The organism is Paenibacillus sp. GYB003, assembly GCF_036577625.1.
GTDB lineage: Bacteria > Bacillota > Bacilli > Paenibacillales > NBRC-103111 > Paenibacillus_AB.
The window spans coordinates 1-16,539 of record NZ_JARBDC010000046.1 but is presented as its reverse complement, the minus strand read 5'-3'; the positions used below and the strand labels follow the sequence as shown (position 1 = coordinate 16,539).

Here is a 16,539-nt window from a genome sequence, read left to right as displayed (position 1 = left end):
CAGGATCAAACTCTCCAATAAGGTGTTGCTTATTAGATGAGCCGATTTGCTCATTACTTGACTAGCTTGTTATGGTCTCGCGAGAGACCGCACTTGCACGCTCGTTGTTCAGTTTTCAAGGAGCAAAATGTTTGTCCTGCTTGCCGCTTCGCCGTTCCCCGAAGACCGGGTCCCGAGCGGCGACTTTTATAAGATATCACATCCGGGGATAACAATGCAAGTTTTTTTTTAAAAAAATTCGCCGCCGATGCGTTTTTCAATAATGACGTACTTCCAAACCACCATTTGGTATTTTCCCCGTCGAGGTGAAATCATGCACGGACGCATTCTGTTCATCGTCCGCTTGGTCGCGGCACCGTGCATGCTGTTCGGACGGTTTCCTTCGTGAAAGACCGGCGAATAACGGTTTTACGCGAGACCGCCCGGTTGGGTTGTGCCTTTCGGCAACGCGGTCGAGCTGGAACAGTCGCCCGGGATCGACGATTCGGGAGCGACCTATATAAAAGACAACGGCGGTCCCGGCAAAACCGAATACTCGTTTAAAACAGGAAGCCCCGGGACGACCGGACCGGTCTCCCGAGGCTTCATTGGCAATATTATTCTCCGCCGAGCAGCGCGTACCGCAGCACGATCAAAACGGCGATCACCCACATCAGCCAATGAATCGGCGTCTTTTTCGGCGATACGAGGTTATGGAGCGCCGTCAGCACCGTATACGACACGATGCCGAACGAGATGCCGTTGGCGATGCTGTTCGTGAACGGCATCATGACGATCGTAAGGAACGCCGGGAACGCTTCGAGGAAGTTGTTCCAGTCGATCTCCTTCACCTGCGCCATCATAAGCACGCCGACGATAATGAGGGCCGGCGCGGTAGCCGCGGACGGAACGACGAGCGCGAGCGGCGCGATGAACAGCGCGAGCAGGAACAAAACGCCCGTCGTCACCGCCGTAAGACCGGTGCGCCCGCCTTCCGCCACCCCGCTGGAGCTTTCCACGTAAGCGGTAATCGTGCTCGTTCCGAGCAGCGCTCCGGCGCTGACGCCCGTAGCGTCGACGAGCATCGCCTTGCCGATCGTTTTCTCGCCCTTCTCCTTGTCTTTCAGCAGCCCGGCGCGGTTGGCCGTACCGACCAGCGTTCCGAACGTATCGAACAGCTCCACGAACGTGAAGATGAGAATGATTTCGATAATGCCGACTCCGAGCGCGCCCATAATATCCAGCTTGCCGACGGCCAGATCGTCGAACGAAGGCAGCCAGCTGGCGCCGGACAATCCGCCGACGTTCGTCACGCCCATCGGAATGCCGATCAACGTCGCGGCGACGATGCCGATGAGCAAAGCGCCTTTGACGCGAAGCACCATCAGGATCGCGATAAGAAGCAGCGTAATTAACGCGAGCATCGTATCTTTGTTATGGATGAAATCGCCGAGCACGATATTGAATTGATTCGAATTGAGAATATGCGTTTTGTTGAAGTCCGTGTTGGGATCGGGGTTAATGCTGATCATCATGATGTTGGACAGCTTCGCGCCGATAATCGTCACGAACAGCCCGATGCCGACCGTAATCGCCACCTTCAAATTGTTCGGAACGGCCGTAAGCAGCATTTGCCGAACTTTCGTTACGGTGAGAATAATGAAAACGATACCCGACAAAAACACGGCGCCGAGCGCGATCTGCCAAGTGATCGTTCCGCCCGACGACAGGACGACCGTCATGAAGTAAGCGTTGAGACCCATGCCCGGAGCGAGCGCAACCGGAATGTTCGCGAAAAATCCCATCGCCAGCGTAACGAGTCCCGCACCGACCGCCGTGGCGAAGAAAACGCCGTGATTGGGAATGCCGGCTCCGCCTTCTCCCAAAAAGAGCGTGTTGACGAACAATATGTACGCCATCGTCATAAATGTGGTCAAACCGGCGATGATCTCGGTTCGAACCGTGGTGCCGTTCTCTCTCAATCTGAATAGACGATCCATCCGCTTACTATTCCTCCTAAATAAACATTTAATTGGAATAACAAAACAGTCGATGGGAGCTCCCGCTTTCGCGAAAAAACAAAAAAACCCAGTATGATCCGCGATCAACATCTAGGTTTCCACTCCCAGGGAAAAATATGCGCGCGCCGCCTCGCCGTGCGAGCGGGCGGCACCCGCGTTCCCTTTTCGTAGATAGATCATTTACGGTGATCTCGTAGAGACTCTCAAGCCGATTCTTGAGATTATACGAAAACAGTATGTTATTCACCCATATTCTAAAAGCTTGTGTCGATCCGTGTCAATACAAATCCGAACATTACGCTTAATCTTTGTCGATTCATTCGGAAGTATCCGTTTTCACGGCGGATTCATCGCGTTTTCGGTCGGCCAGCAGCCATTTCATCATCGGCGGCGTAATAAGCGTCGTAATGAGGACGACGACGACCAGGACCGCGAACATGTCTTTGCCGAGCAGCCCGGCCTCCAAGCCTATGGCCGCGATAATGAGCGCGACTTCGCCCCGCGATACCATCGCCGCGCCGATGCCGAGCGACGAACGCGCGCCGAACCCGGCCAGCTTCGCGCCGAAAGCCGAGCCGAACAGCTTCGAAGCGATGGCCAGCACGCTGAGCAGCGCGATCCATCCGATATTGCCGGCAATGCCGGAAAATTCGGCCGTAATCCCGATCGACGCAAAGAAGACCGGAACGAAAAACGAATAGCTGATCGTTTCCACCTTCTCGAACACGTCGTGCCGGAACGGCGTCAGGCTGATGGCGAGCCCGGCGATATACGCTCCGATGATGGCGGCGACTCCCGTATATTCGGCGAAATAGGCGTAAAAAAAGCAAACGACGAGCGCGGCGGACACAAGCGACTCGCTGACGCGAAGCGGCGCGAACTTGGACAGTACCCAAGGGACCGCTTTCCATGCCGCCAATATCGCGATCGCGAAAAAGCCGGCCTTCTTCAACACGACGACGCCGAGCTGGACGTCGCTGCCGGCGAAGCTCATGACGAAAGCGAGCGCGATCACGACAAGGATGTCGTCGATGACCGCCGCCCCGAGTATCGAGGCGCCTTCACGCGACCTCAGCTTGCCCATCTCCTTCAACGCCTGGACGGATATGCTGACGCTCGTCGCGGAAAGCAGCAGCCCCAAAAATATCGACTCGACCGCGGACATGCCTGCGGCGTACCCGGCGAGAAAGCTGACCGCAAACGGGACGACAATGCCGGCCACTCCGACGTAGGCCGACGCTTTGCCGGTTCGCTTGAACTGCTCCGCATCGGTTTCCAGCCCTGCGATAAACATGAGCAAAATGACGCCGATTTGGCTGATCTCCTGCAGCATGTCGGTCGAGGTTACGATGCCGAGCACCGTCGGCCCGATGACGATTCCGATCAGCAGCTTGCCAAGCACGGCCGGCTGCCCCAATTTGACGCTGATGTCCCCGGCGATTTTGGAAGCGAGCAAAATGACGGCGATTTGCAAAATGAGCATTCCGTTCCCCCTCTTTCCGTTCCTCAGTAGAATTTGCTATTCCGTCCCCGGCCATGCGGGAATCCGCGATCGTCTTAACACGCAAAAAGGAGTCCGCCCACCACGACCGCTATGCAAGCATAGCGATGCCCTGGTGACAGACTCCTCCGGGTAAGACGATATTCGGTTGGTTAGCAACCGGTAATACGGGGGAAACCCGCTTCGGTTTCAACCCGCGCGAATTATTCCCACTCGATGGTGGCCGGCGGCTTCGACGTAATGTCGTAAACGACGCGGTTGACGTTTTCGACCTCGTTGACGATCCGGTTCGAGATGCGCTCCAGCACGTCGTACGGAATGCGCGCCCAGTCGGCGGTCATCCCGTCGATCGACGTAACCGCGCGAATGCCGACGGTATGCGAATACGTCCGGCCGTCGCCCATGACGCCGACGCTCTTCATGTTCGGCAGCGCGGTGAAATATTGCCATATTTCGCGGTCCAGGCCGGCCTTCGCGATCTCATCCCGCAAAATGGCGTCCGATTCGCGCACGATGTGCAGCTTCTCCTCCGTCACTTCGCCGAGCACGCGGATGGCGAGACCCGGCCCCGGGAACGGCTGGCGCCAAACGATCGCCGCAGGCAGCCCGCACTCTTCGCCGACTTTGCGCACCTCGTCCTTGAACAGCGCCTTGAGCGGCTCGACGAGCTTGAACTTGATATCTTCCGGCAAGCCGCCGACATTATGGTGCGATTTGATCGTTTGCGCCGTCGCCGTGCCGCTTTCGATAATATCGGTATACAGCGTTCCTTGGGCGAGAAATTCGAAGTCGTCGAACTTGGCGGACTCCTCCTGGAACACGTAAATGAACTCGTTGCCGATAATTTTCCGTTTCTGCTCCGGGTCGTCGACGCCTTTCAGCTTGGACAGGAACCGCTGGCTGGCGTCGATTTTGACGACCTTCATGTCGAACTTGCCGACGAACGTATCCATGACGCTCTCCGCCTCGCCTTTGCGAAGCAGGCCGTGGTCGATGAACATGCACGTCAGCTGCGGGCCAATCGCCTTATGGATGAGAATCGCCACGACCGAGGAGTCGACGCCGCCGCTGAGCGCGCACAGCACTTTGCGGTCTCCGACCTGCTCGCGGATTTCGCGGATCGTGTCCTCGATGAACGTCTCCATGCTCCAATCGCCGGAGCAGCCGCATACGTTGAACAGGAAATTGCGGATCATGTCGTTGCCGTACACGGAATGCCGCACTTCCGGATGGAACTGGACGGCGAAAAACTTTTTGTCCGGATGGCTCATCGCCGCAACGGGCGCATGCTCCGTGCTCGCGTCGACGACAAATCCGGCCGGCAGCGCGGACACATGGTCGCCGTGGCTCATCCATACCGTCTGCTTCCGATCGAGTCCCTGGATCAGGCAGCAGCTTTCGTTGAACTCGACGTCCGCTTTGCCGTACTCGCGCTTGCTCGACTTGTCGACTTTGCCGTTCAGCTGGTACGCCATCAGCTGCATGCCGTAGCAAATACCTAAGATCGGCAGCCCCAGCTCGTAAATCGCCGGGTCGACCTTCGGCGAATTTTCCTCGTACACGCTTGCCGGCCCGCCGGAGAACACGATTCCTTTCGGGGCGAGCTCGCGAATTTTGTCCACCGGCGTGTTGAACGGCAGAAGCTCGCTGTACACGCCCAAATCGCGAATGCGCCGCGCGATCAGCTGATTGTATTGCCCCCCGAAATCCAATACGACGATCATTTCGTTCGGCTTGCTCATAAAAGCCTCCTTGAAGCGGATTCGCTCGATTTTCATACATTTTCAACAATATAATAGAGACTATTATATAAAAGGCGGCAGGACAAGGCAAGGAAAAAGGAAAACAGGCTCAAAGCGCTTCAAAACGCTCGCCGCTCCGCGCATCGACGAACGCTTCGCAATCGAGCAAATGCATGAGCCTATAGCCGTTCGCGCAACGGTTCCAAACATAATAAGGCTTGCAGAAGAGGCGATCCTGCAGCAGGGCGAAGGCCCGTTCCGGAGGGAGAAGCCGCTCGGCGGCCGGAATCGCGACGGTCCGTTCGAAAACGTCGATGAACCCGCTGTTTTCCGCATCGAGCCACAGCACCGTTTTCCCGAACAAATCCAGGTAGCGTTCGCCCCGCCGCCGGACGAAAGCGGCCAACATTCCGCAGCGGCGTTCGAGACGATGCATCTCCCACCGGCCCGATTGGCCGGGCTTCGCCCGCATAAGCCAGGCCCGCACCGTCCGCATCGCCCGCTCCGCATTCTCCTCCCCGACCGGCTCGCCGTCCGGATGCTTCGCGTTCCGATCGACGTACGGAAAACGGCTTTCCGTTCCGGCGATAAAACGGCGAACGCGTTCCCCGACCGTCTCGTTTCCCGGCGCGGCGGGAACGTCCCCCGGCAGACGCTCCTCCTCCGTCGACCATTCGATGGGCAGGTCGAGCGCCGGCTCGCCGAAACGCTGTGTATCGAACTCGTAACGAATCGTTTCGCCGGTGCGGAAGTCGACGAACGTCTCCTCGATTCCGTATGCCCAACGAACGGACGCTTGCCCTTCTTCGGCCGGGACGTTCATGTCCGGTATCGGCACGAGCGCGAGACAGGGTCGGGCGGCGCCGCGAATCGCCGAAACGTCCGGCTCGGCGGCAATCGCCGGACCCTTGTCGAAGCGATGGCCGAGCGCCGACGGCCCGTAGGACGAATACCCCGTCACCGTACCGTCGTCCAGCATATCGACCGAGACCGGATTCGGTGGATAAAGCGGGACGCCTTCATATACTTCCCGGAAATGCAGCGTAACCCGCCCGTTTTTGTCCGATTCCTTCACGAATTGAAGCCGGTCGAACGTTCCCCGGAAATCGGTATGGGCATAAATCCAGCGCAAAGCGGCCGCTTTCCGCTCGTCGCCGGTTAATATCGGTCCGGAGCGGCCTTTGTCCGCGAACCATTGTTCGCTGCGCACGATGCGATAGGAGCGGAGGCGACCGCTAAACGGATCGGCGCCGACCAGGATCGTACCCGGAGGATTCGTTTCGGCGTCGTCGCCTGTTTCCCCGTCTCGCCTCCCGCCTTCGGCAGAGTGCGGGCTCCACTGCAGCTCGATGACGGATTCGGTTTCGTTTCGCCCGTTCAGCTGCTGCCGGATCAGCCACTCGCCGCGGCGATTCGCGTGCAGTCCGAAGGCGCGTTCCCACATCCCGAAATGGGTTCTATAATCGACCCAGCCGATGCCCATATGGACATGCTGCAAATTCGGGAGCCGGTCGACCTCGGGAGGAATCGAGTCGAACCGGTTGCCCGCGATATCCAAAAATTTCAGATTGCGCAAATTCGCAAATTCCGGCGGCAGTTTGCGAATGCCGGCATGGTTGAAGGTCAGCAGTTCCAGGTTTTCCAGCAAGCCGATTTCGGCGGGGATCTCGATTGCGGCCTTGTCCGATAAATCGGCGGCGGGCGCTCCGTGCGAAGCGGCCGAATAACGGCCGCAGCTGATTTCCAGTCTTTTCAGGCTGCGCAGGTTGCCGATTTGCGGCGGGATGGCGCGCAAATGTTTAGAGCGGATCCGAAGATGCTCCAGCCGCTCCAAACGGAACAGGCTGTCCGGCAAATCGGTAACCGAGTCCTCGCAAATCTCGAGCGTGGTCAAGGACCGAATGTCGCCGATTTGGTTGGGAATGCGCTCGATGCCGTACCCTTCGATATGCAGCGTGTCGGCTTCGTGCCGAATCGCGTCGCGGATCGTGGCTTCAATCGACGCGTTGAACTCACCTTTCAGAAACAGGCCGGTGATGTCCTCGGAAAGCGCCCTCCCCTCGTCGTCTCCGATCCGGATGCCGGCCATCCGTTCATGGGCGATATTGGACAGCCACTCTTTGCCGTTCTCGTCCAGAAAGCACAAATCTTCCGGCAAATGCGGATGCCGCCAAGCAAACAGGCCGGATGCCGCGTCTTTTAAAACGGTTGCGGCGGCCGCGCAGCAGCGATAATGATAAATCGTCCCTTCCCTCGTATAGGCGATGGAAGACGTCCCGAACAAGCTTTCGCAGCTTTGCGCGCGGATCAAATACGGCTCGAGCGCCTCGAAGACGCGCGAGCACGATCCGCCTTTATCTCTCCATCCCCGGTCCGCCAAAGCGAACATGGGGGCGCGGCTCGCGGCATAATCGATCAGCCGGCGGTACGCCTCCCCCTTCGGGTCGTTGTAAATGATCACCATCCGATTTCCCTCCCGCAACATTAGACGGCGTTTGGTGACGCCTAGTTACGGGGAAGTAGGAGGAAGCGTAAAAAATCGCGGCGGCCGGAGCGTGCTATTGCCGCAACCGCCCTCGTTTAGCGGAAGCGGATTCCGTTAATCGAATAACAACAAGAGCGCCTGAAGCATGAAAGGAACTGCATTCCGTTATTTGCCCGGGAATCCGGTTTTCTTGCCGGAATCGATACTTTGAACGGAATGGAGTTCCTTTATTTTCGGGAAATACCGGGAAATAACCCCGTTAGCGGATTGGCTTTCCGTTAATGGTTTGCGGAGAAACGACGAGCCCCTTCTCACCGCGACTTGATTCGCCGCCACAGCTCCTTCATGCTCCGCTTCGCCGACCGCGGCAGCGGCGCGCCGCCGTACCGGACCGCCTCGTACTGCCTCACGAAATCGAGCAGCGCGGCGCGCTTGCCCAATTCCGATAACGGCAGCGCTTCGACGTACTCGCGGACGGTCAGCTCCGGCCTTTTGCGGCCGAGCTTGCGGAACATCGCGCGCCACAGCTTGTCGAGCGCCCGGTAGGCGTGCGCCCGCGGTCCGTCCGCATAACGCGGCGCAAACGGGCCTCGCGGCGCAAGCGCGGCGCGGCGCGTCAGCCGAGCCGCGGCACACAGCAGCAGCGGCGCCAGCAGCGCGGCGGCGATGCGCCAAGGCAGCGGGCCGCCGTTCGCCGCGCCGCTCCCGGCGAGCGCCGTCCATGCGGACGCGACGCGTTCGCGCGCAAGCTGCGCCCGCTGCGCGAGCGAGCTCGTCCCGCCCGGCCCCGCCTCCGCTTGTTCCGGCGCAGGCTGCGCGGAAGCGAATACGGCCCGGGCCTCGTCCGGCTGAGAAGCTCCGGCGGCCGGCCGATTGCCCGGCGTCGGATCGAACGTCGTCCAGCCGCTGCCCGGCATATACGCCTCCACCCACGAATGGGCGTTCCGGTTGCGCACCGTCACCTGCGTCAGTCCGCCGTCGCCGCCACCCGTTCCCGCCCAATCGGTCACCTCGCCGGGGCTGAATCCTTTGACCCAGCGCGCCGGAATGCCGAGCGAGCGAAGCATGACGACCATCGAAGTGGAAAAATAGTCGCAATACCCTTCCTTCGTTTCGAACAAAAACGTGTCGGCGAAATCGGCCGACGAATCCGGTACGGCCGGCGCATCGAGCCGGTACCGGTAATTCGTCTTCAAATACGACTCGATCGCCCGCGCCTTCTCGTAATCGTCCGCGCCGTTCATCGCCACCGTCTCGGCGAGCAGCTTGACCCGAACCGGCAAGGCGGCGGGCAGCTGCAGCTCGGCCGCGAACCGCTCCCGGTCATCCCCGCCGCCGGCGGAGGAACGATCCTCCTGCGGCGATTCGCCGGGCGCGTCGTCGCCGGTAACCTCATCCGCCGCCGAAGACGTTTCGGCGTTTGACGGCTCCGTCCCTTCGGCGGAGGCGCCCGGACCGTCGGCGGCGTTCGCCGGAACCGCAACTCGGAGCAAGTAGCGCCGCAGCGGATCTTTGGCGTCCGGAGCGGCCAGCATATACGCCCCGAACACGCGGATGACGGAATCGTCCGGCGGGAGCGACCGGCCGCTTCGCGTCACCAGCTCCTCGATCTTCGTTACCGGACCGCCGGCAAACAGACGCCCGGCCAGAGACGGATCGACGACCGTCACTTCCTGCATGATCGTCGCGGCCGCAGGCGGCGTTTCCGGCTCGGCCGTATTTCCTCCGTTTTCCCAGCCTTTGCCGGTATAAAACGTTTTCGCTTCGCCCCGCCAATACGTCAGCTTCTCGGTCATGGCGGTGAACGCGACGGAATCGTCGGGCTTGATCGGTCCCCCGAGTATCGTATCGTCGCTTCCATAGCCGGTTCGGGCCGTGCCCGCCGCCGCTCCGCCGCCCGCGAAATCGGCTCCCGAGCCGCCGGCGGCCCAGCTGGCGAACCGCTCCGCCAAATAGCCGGCGTCGAGCGGCTTCATCATCCCCGATTTCCCGGCGGGCGGAAACGAAAGCCCGGCGGCCACCGCGGCGGCGAGCAGCAGCGGGACGGCGACGAGCCAGGCGGCCGGCCAGCCGGCGGCGCGGCGGCTTAGCGCGAAGCGCCGCTCCAGCCGCGAAAACTGCTGCAGCCCGACCAGCAAAAATCCGAACCACACGGTGCGGATGACCGCATCCGTCGTATTGACCCCGGGCCACAGCTGCAGCCCGAGCAAATAAAGCAGCGTCGCCGCCACGAACCAAAGCGCGGCCCCGCGTTCGACGACGGACGCGTAAATGACCGTAATCATCATCGACCAGCCGACGAGAAACAGCATCGTCCGGTTTTCCGGACTGAACGAAGCGTAATCCCGATCCGCCAACGCCACGATGTCCTTCATCGTCAGCTCGGCATAGCGGAGCGGCCACAGCGCGTAAGAGGACGAAGCCGTGTCGAACAAATAAGCGACCAAGCCGAGGCAGACGGCCGCCTTGATCGGCCAGCCGACCCACGGGGACAATCTCATCCAATCGACGGCGACGAACAGGCCGAATGCGACCATAAACGGGCTGATCCGGTACACGCCGCTCCACTCCGACAAGTCGAGCAGCGGCCGCAGCCATTCGAGCAGCAGCAGAAAAAGCAGCGCGGCGGCGACGCCGTCGCGTACGAGCGAGCGGTCAGGCGATGACATCTTCCGCACCTCCCGCGCCGTAAACGGGCCCCGCCGGAGCCCGCAGCATCGCGACCTGGCCCCCCGCACGCTCCAGCTCCTCGAGCAAGCGGCGCTCCCGTTCGCCGAGCGCGGCGGCGGCACCCGGCCGCACAAGCCATACCGCGAGCCTGCGCCGTCCGGCCCGCAACAGGTTGGCCGCCCGCACGAGCGATTCGTCGAGAGCCCGCGTCACGAAGACGACCGTGCACCCTCGCGGCCAAGCCGCCGACTCGCGAAGCAGCAGGTCCGCCCCCGACTCGGCGCCGCCCATGCGCGCGCGGCTGAGCAGCTCGTAGACGTCCAGCAAATCGTAGCGGCGCGCCGGCGGAAGCGTCAGCTCCTGCGCGCTGCCGGCGTGAACGCTGGCGAGCGCCCCCTCCCCGACGGTCCATTCGAGCAAGCCGGCTACGGCGCGCACCGCCGCTTCGTACAGCGCGTCGCCGTCCCGGCCCGCAAAGCCGCCGGGCGACGGGTCCAAAACGACGGCGAGACGCGCCGATTCGAGCGGTTCGGCCTCCTTCGTTTTGAACGAGCCCGACCGGGCCGTCGCTTTCCAATGGATGCGCTGCAGCGGATCGCCCGCCGCATAGTCGCGAACCGAGGCGACCAGCGGAGCGAATTCACGCGCCGCATACGGGGGGAGGGCCGTTCTCCCCGCTTCGTCCGCTTCCCCCGAAGGCGCGATGGCGAGCGACAGCGGCTTCGGATAAACGACGAATTCCGTTTCGGCGAGCACCGTCGCTTTTTTGCGGATCAGACCGAACCAGTCTCCGGAGTCGATCTCGAACCGCTCGAACCGGTACCGTCCCCGGGCCAACCCGCTCAGCTTGTAGCGGAACCGGACGGCCGTGCGGAAACCGGGCAAAACCATCCGGCTGTGCCGGAATTCCCCGCCGCCGTCCGTCCATACGTCGGTCACGATCATCCATCCGGAAGGAAGCGGCCCGCTTCGGCTTACGTCGACGATAACGTGCGCGTCGTCGCCGGCGAAGAAGCGGTATTGCGAAAGCGACCGCCGCGCCTCGATACGGCGCATCCCGAACGCCGCCTGGCCTAGCGAGACGGCGAGCAAAACGGCCGTGCCGTAAAACAAGAAGGATGCGGAGTAGCCGCCCCGCCATTCCGACAGCCCGTAAGCGCCGGCGCACAAAATCGCGACGGCGGCGAAATTGCCCCAGCCGCACCGCCCCGTCATCGCGCACCTCCCGCGGCCGGCTGGGCGGCGGGAACGGGGATCGCCGCCAGCAGCTGCTGCACGATCGACTCCGGCGATTTGCCGGTATAGCGGGCTTCGGGCTGAAGAACGAGACGATGGGCGAGCGTGGCGACGGCGAGCGACTTCACGTCGTCGGGCACGACGTACGTTCTTCCGGCGCTGAACGCTTTCGCCTGCGCGGTCCGCATAAGCGCCATCGACGCGCGGGGGCTGGCTCCGAGCGCGACGTCCTTGTGCGTCCGCGTCGCCGAAGCGATCCGGACGATATATTGCTTGATCGTCTCGTCGAGATGGACGAGCCTCGTTTCGCGCTGCAGCCGGGCCCATTCCTCGCGCAGCAGCACGGGCCGCACGTCTTCAAGCGGGCTGCGCTCCGCAAACCGGTTCAGCATGTCGACCTCGTGCTTCTCGTCCGGATAGCCGAGCCGGATTTTCAGCAAAAAGCGGTCCAATTGGGCTTCCGGAAGCGGAAACGTCCCTTCGTGCTCGACCGGATTTTGCGTCGCGAGCAGCACGAAGGGATCCGGCAGCGGATGCGTTACGCCGTCCACCGTCACCTGCCGCTCCTCCATCGCCTCGAGCAGCGCCGATTGCGTCTTCGGCGACGCGCGGTTCATTTCGTCGGCGAGGACGACGCCGGCCATGATCGGACCGGGGCGAAATTCGAACTTGCCGGTTTGCGGCAAATAAACCGAAACGCCGGTCACGTCGGACGGAAGCAGGTCGGGGGTGCACTGGATTCGCTTGAACGACGCGCCGACCGTTTTCGCCAGCGCCCGGACGAGCATCGTTTTGCCGACGCCGGGAACGTCCTCCAGCAAAATATGTCCGCCGCATAAAAACGCGATGACGGCCGTTTCGACGCTTTCCCGTTTGCCGATAATCGCTTTTTCCACCTGATGGACGATCATATCCACGAATTGCCGGTTCGAATCGAACGGAAGCGGAACGCCGCGTCCTTGTAGCATAAGGAAAACCTCCCGTAAAACCTTGATAGCTTCAGTTTTCCCGCCGCTCTATCGATTTAGACGCGCCAATCTATTAATATTTCGGAGATTTCACGCCGCCCGCCGGCAGGGCGCGTCCGCCCGCCCCCGGAACGCTTGCAGAGCCGTCCAGGCCGGCCCGTAGTCCGGACTCGCGTCGATCCAAACGTCTCTTCGCTCCGCGTCGAACGAATAGCCGCCGATTTCCCCGCCCAGCCGTTCGATCGCTTGGCGGAGCGGAACGACCAGCTTGTCGCCGATCAGGCTCATTTCCGCCATCACGTACCGTTTCGCCGGCTTGCCGGGCGCATATACCGTAACGGCGCGATGCGGCAAATCATAGTCGACGCGGTTCGCGCCGTAGCGCGCGATCGCGACGCGGCTGTCGTCCCGCCATTCGACCGTGCCGCCCATCGCCTCGATCAAGTCTCGCAAAGGGACGTACAAACGGTCGTTGCGCAGCGAATAGTCCGCGCCCTTCCAAACAAGCTCACCCTCTTTGAAATGGAGCGTAAGAGGCGGAGTCAGCATAGCTGCCGAAGCATGCCGCGCATCGCCGCCCGACGCTCCGTCCGCAGCCTGCGCCGCGACGGCCGGCTCCCGCTCCGCAAAGACGGCGGCATGCTCTTCCGCCATTGCCAGCCACTGCCCGTATTGGGCATAGTCGTAGCCGCGCTTCCATTTCGGCTTGCCGAGGGACGACTGAATCGGCTTCACGTCCGGCGAAAGCGAGCCGAAAACGTAGCCTTTCTCTTTGTAAAACCGGATGATGTCCGGCAGCGCCTTTACCGTTTCGCCGTGTCCCGAGCCGTCGTGCAGCAGGACGACGACTTCGTTCGGCGACTTTTTCGCCGTCGTCAAATCGGTCGCGCCGGAGACGATTTCCCGGGCGGGCACCCCTCTTCGCTTCGAATCGCCGCTGTCCACGTTCCAATCGTAAACGACGTACCCGGCCCGCTCCAGCAAATAAAAGTAAGCGGCGTCGAAATTCGTGTACGTTCCGCCCGGCGCCCGGACGAGCCTGGTACGGACGTTCGCCTTGTCCTCCAGCTCCTTCTCGGTCCGCTGCACCTGCCGCCAAAATTCCGAAAAGCTTCCGTACAATGTATCGTAAACGTGATCGTACGTATGATTGCCGATCGCATGGCCTTCCGCGGCGATTCGCCGGATTATTTCGGCATGGGCCGCCACGTTTTGACCGAGCACGAAAAAGGTCGCCGGTACCCCCTCTTCCTTCAACAGGTCCAACACCGCGGGCGTATGGTCGCTCGGCCCGTCGTCGAACGTCAAAAATACGGTCGGCCGCTCGGGGATCGAATATTCCCGCGGATCGGGCACTCGCCGGCCGGCCTGCAGCGCTTCGAAAACGGCATCCTCCGCTTGTCCGGAGGACGATTCGGCCGCGAACGACTGCGAAACGGGAAGCGCAAGCAGGAACACGAATAAGAGCGGTAAAACGAGCCGGGCCGTTCGCATCGGCGTCAATCCGGCGTTTCGGGCTTTTGTGCGCAGAGACCGTGGATGCACTCGCATAGCTTCCCTCCGACCTATCTATCGTTTTTTGGCTTGCTGGTAGAGTATATGGTAGGAGCGGACGGAGTATGACGGGGCATCGGACAAACGCGGCGGGCGAAAAAAAATCGCAACACGGATGGACCGTATTGCGATTCATGTTTCCCGGATTGCGGCGGCGCGGCTCAGCCGAGCGCCTTCGCGGCCGCCAGCACCGCCTCGATATGGCCTTTGATGCGGACGTTGCGCCAAACTTTCGCGAGCTTGCCATCGCGGTCGATCAGAAACGTCGACCGCTGCACGCCCATATATTCGCGTCCGTACAGCTTTTTCAGCTTCCAGACGTCGTACAGCTTGCATACGCGCAAATCTTCGTCCGATAAAAGCGGGTACGGCAACTCGTACTGCTTCGCGAACTTTTCGTGACTTTTCACCGGATCCGGGCTGATACCGAGCACGACCGTGCCGCTCTTGCGGAACCGGTGAATGCCGTCCCGAAACTCGCAAGCTTCCGCCGTACAGGTCGGCGTCATGTCCTGCGGATAAAAAAACAATACGACTTTTTTGCCGAGAAATTGGCTGAGCGTTACGGCTTTTCCTTTCGTTGCCGGAAGCGTAAAATCCGGCGCCGGGCTGCCTACGGTCGGCTCCGACATGAGGGTCCCTCCTAGCGTGCGAATCATCGGGCCGAGTCCGGCCGGTCCGGCCGGTCGGTCCCGTCAATCTCCTTTTATCGATTTCGATCGGAAACTTTTGGATGTTGTAAACCTTTTGGCCGTTTCCTGCGTCAGAAAGCTGAAGGAATTTCGCGAAAAACGATCGAAACCGACACCGAACCCCAAAATGCGAGGGCGGCTTGCGAAATGTTTACCATGCCCGCATCGTCCGCTCGCGGAAATTCGGTCCGGGCGCCGTTCCTTATCCGGCAAGGGCTCGGACTTGCAGCCGGCTTAACGCTGCCTTTATAATTGACATTGATAAGGCCGGGTAATTTGGACACATTAATTTTGTTGAACATTCCCGAAATTTCGGCGATTGGATCGTGTTCATCATACCACGTTATGGCGAACGATGGAAAAGGCGAACCGGGACCAAAAGGAGTTGAAAGCACATGTGGCGAAAAGCGAAGTGGATCGCCCTAACCTGCACGGCGCTCATCCTGTGCGTCATCGGCTATTATGGATATTCGTTGTACCAATTCGGCACTCATATTCAGGAAAAAAAGGACGAGCCGTTTTTCACCCAATTCAGCACGCAAAACGTAAGCCAGGCCGAGGAAGCGCCCCCGAAATGGGAAGGCAAGGAACGGGTCAACATCCTGCTGCTAGGCGCGGATTCCCGCGGCACCTCCCGAAACGACACTCCCCGATCGGATACCATTATGATCGCTTCCGTCGATCCGACGACGAAGAAAGCGTCGCTATTTTCGATTTTGCGCGATACGTACGTTAAAATTCCCGGACACGGACAAGACCGGATCAACGCCGCCTTTTCGATCGGCGGACCGAATTTGGCGATGAAGACGGTCGGCGACCTGCTCGGCCTGCCGATTCAATATTATGTTTATACCGATTTCCAAGGATTCATGGCGCTCGTCGACGCAATCGGCGGCATCGAGCTGGAAGTCGAGAAAGATATGAAATACCGCGATTCGGAAGAGCCGGAATTCGATATCAACCTGAAAAAAGGACTTCAGCATATGGACGGCAAAACGGCGCTGCAATACGTCCGTTTCCGTCACGACGCGCTTTCCGACTATTCGCGGACGGAGCGCCAGCGCAAATTCATGACCGCCGTCGCCCAGGAGCTGCAAACGACGTCGTCGATTTTGCGGCTGCCGTCCATCTTGAACAAGATCGATCCGTACATTACGACGAACTTGTCGATTACCGACATGATCAAGCTCGGCTCGCTCGGCTTCGAAATTAAAGCGCAGGGCGTCAACGGCGTACAAATCCCTCCCTCCCATTTGCTGGAGGAGGACAACATCGGCGGCGCCTCGGTATTGACCGTCAATACGGCGAAGCTGCAAAAATTCGTCAAGGAGCAGCTGGAGGGCACCGTATCGACGGACGCGGACGATTCGAACGATAATGCGACCGGTTCGTCCACGACGGTCAAAGCGCCGGACTCCGGGGCCAAAGCGGACACCGGAACCGGTTCCGGCAGCAAGGCGAGCGGGACGACGAAACCGGCCGCGACCGGCGCGAGCGGAAGCGGCGGATCGTCGAAGACGCAGACAAGCTCGGGCTCCGGCAGCGGCTCCGGGGCAGGAAAAGCCGTATCGGAGTCGACGAAGCCGAGCGGCGGCAGCGGGGCGCCGAGCGGCAGCTCCGGCGGCGCGGTCAGCGGCAGCGGAGCGGCGAGCGGCGGCTCCGGCAGCGCGGTCGGCGGCAGCGGGACGTCG

9 protein-coding genes, 1 pseudogene and 1 riboswitch are annotated in these 16,539 nt (G+C 60.8%); of the genes and pseudogenes, 1 reads left to right on the top strand and 9 read right to left on the bottom strand.

Going from position 1 to position 16,539, the window contains the following annotated elements; all coding sequences use genetic code 11:
• Positions 1–596: 596 nt before the first annotated feature.
• The 9 genes from PV407_RS16405 to bcp all read right to left on the bottom strand — a co-directional run bounded on the left by PV407_RS16405 (position 597) and on the right by bcp (position 14,788).
• On the bottom strand, positions 597–1,979 hold the full coding sequence (locus PV407_RS16405; protein ID WP_332091003.1) for an NCS2 family permease: 1,383 nt from the start codon (positions 1,977–1,979) through the stop codon (positions 597–599).
• A 169-nt stretch (positions 1,980–2,148) separates the two neighbouring features.
• Positions 2,149–2,249: riboswitch (purine riboswitch) on the bottom strand.
• A gap of 67 nt (positions 2,250–2,316) precedes the next feature.
• On the bottom strand, positions 2,317–3,483 hold the full coding sequence (locus PV407_RS16400) for a cation:proton antiporter (protein WP_332091002.1): 1,167 nt from the start codon (positions 3,481–3,483) through the stop codon (positions 2,317–2,319).
• A 221-nt stretch (positions 3,484–3,704) separates the two neighbouring features.
• A complete protein-coding gene (gene guaA, locus PV407_RS16395) occupies positions 3,705–5,243 on the bottom strand; it encodes a glutamine-hydrolyzing GMP synthase (RefSeq protein ID WP_332091001.1) in 1,539 nt (512 codons plus the stop codon).
• Between the two features lie 109 nt (positions 5,244–5,352).
• Positions 5,353–7,707 (bottom strand): leucine-rich repeat domain-containing protein, encoded by a 2,355-nt coding sequence (locus PV407_RS16390; protein WP_332091000.1) that lies wholly within the window; start codon positions 7,705–7,707, stop codon positions 5,353–5,355.
• Between the two features lie 332 nt (positions 7,708–8,039).
• Positions 8,040–10,397 (bottom strand): DUF4129 domain-containing transglutaminase family protein, encoded by a 2,358-nt coding sequence (locus tag PV407_RS16385; RefSeq protein WP_332090999.1) that lies wholly within the window; start codon positions 10,395–10,397, stop codon positions 8,040–8,042.
• Positions 10,384–11,613, bottom strand: a complete 1,230-nt coding sequence (locus PV407_RS16380; RefSeq protein ID WP_332090998.1) for a DUF58 domain-containing protein — start codon at positions 11,611–11,613, stop codon at positions 10,384–10,386. Before PV407_RS16380 ends, PV407_RS16385 begins: the two co-directional genes overlap by 14 nt.
• Positions 11,610–12,602 carry an AAA family ATPase gene (locus tag PV407_RS16375; RefSeq protein ID WP_332090997.1) on the bottom strand — a complete coding sequence of 331 codons (993 nt, stop codon included), beginning with the start codon at positions 12,600–12,602 and terminating at the stop codon, positions 11,610–11,612. The genes PV407_RS16380 and PV407_RS16375 overlap by 4 nt, the downstream gene beginning before the upstream one ends.
• 90 nt (positions 12,603–12,692) lie before the next feature.
• Complete coding sequence (locus tag PV407_RS16370; protein ID WP_332090996.1) at positions 12,693–14,147, bottom strand: polysaccharide deacetylase; 1,455 nt, start codon at positions 14,145–14,147, stop codon at positions 12,693–12,695.
• A gap of 170 nt (positions 14,148–14,317) precedes the next feature.
• Complete coding sequence (gene bcp / locus PV407_RS16365; protein WP_332090995.1) at positions 14,318–14,788, bottom strand: thioredoxin-dependent thiol peroxidase; 471 nt, start codon at positions 14,786–14,788, stop codon at positions 14,318–14,320.
• Positions 14,789–15,243: 455 nt separating this feature from the next.
• Between bcp and PV407_RS16360 the strand changes: the two are divergent.
• Positions 15,244–16,212, top strand: a pseudogene (locus PV407_RS16360) (LCP family protein); the annotation flags it as partial.
• Between the last annotated feature and the right edge of the window lie 327 nt (positions 16,213–16,539).

Coding starts and splice junctions, on each gene's coding strand:
- PV407_RS16405 (WP_332091003.1), bottom strand. CDS start 1,979: ATGGATCGTCTATTCAGATTGAGAGAGAACGGCACCACGGTTCGAACC.
- PV407_RS16400 (WP_332091002.1), bottom strand. CDS start 3,483: ATGCTCATTTTGCAAATCGCCGTCATTTTGCTCGCTTCCAAAATCGCC.
- guaA (WP_332091001.1), bottom strand. CDS start 5,243: ATGAGCAAGCCGAACGAAATGATCGTCGTATTGGATTTCGGGGGGCAA.
- PV407_RS16390 (WP_332091000.1), bottom strand. CDS start 7,707: ATGGTGATCATTTACAACGACCCGAAGGGGGAGGCGTACCGCCGGCTG.
- PV407_RS16385 (WP_332090999.1), bottom strand. CDS start 10,397: ATGTCATCGCCTGACCGCTCGCTCGTACGCGACGGCGTCGCCGCCGCG.
- PV407_RS16380 (WP_332090998.1), bottom strand. CDS start 11,613: ATGACGGGGCGGTGCGGCTGGGGCAATTTCGCCGCCGTCGCGATTTTG.
- PV407_RS16375 (WP_332090997.1), bottom strand. CDS start 12,602: ATGCTACAAGGACGCGGCGTTCCGCTTCCGTTCGATTCGAACCGGCAA.
- bcp (WP_332090995.1), bottom strand. CDS start 14,788: ATGTCGGAGCCGACCGTAGGCAGCCCGGCGCCGGATTTTACGCTTCCG.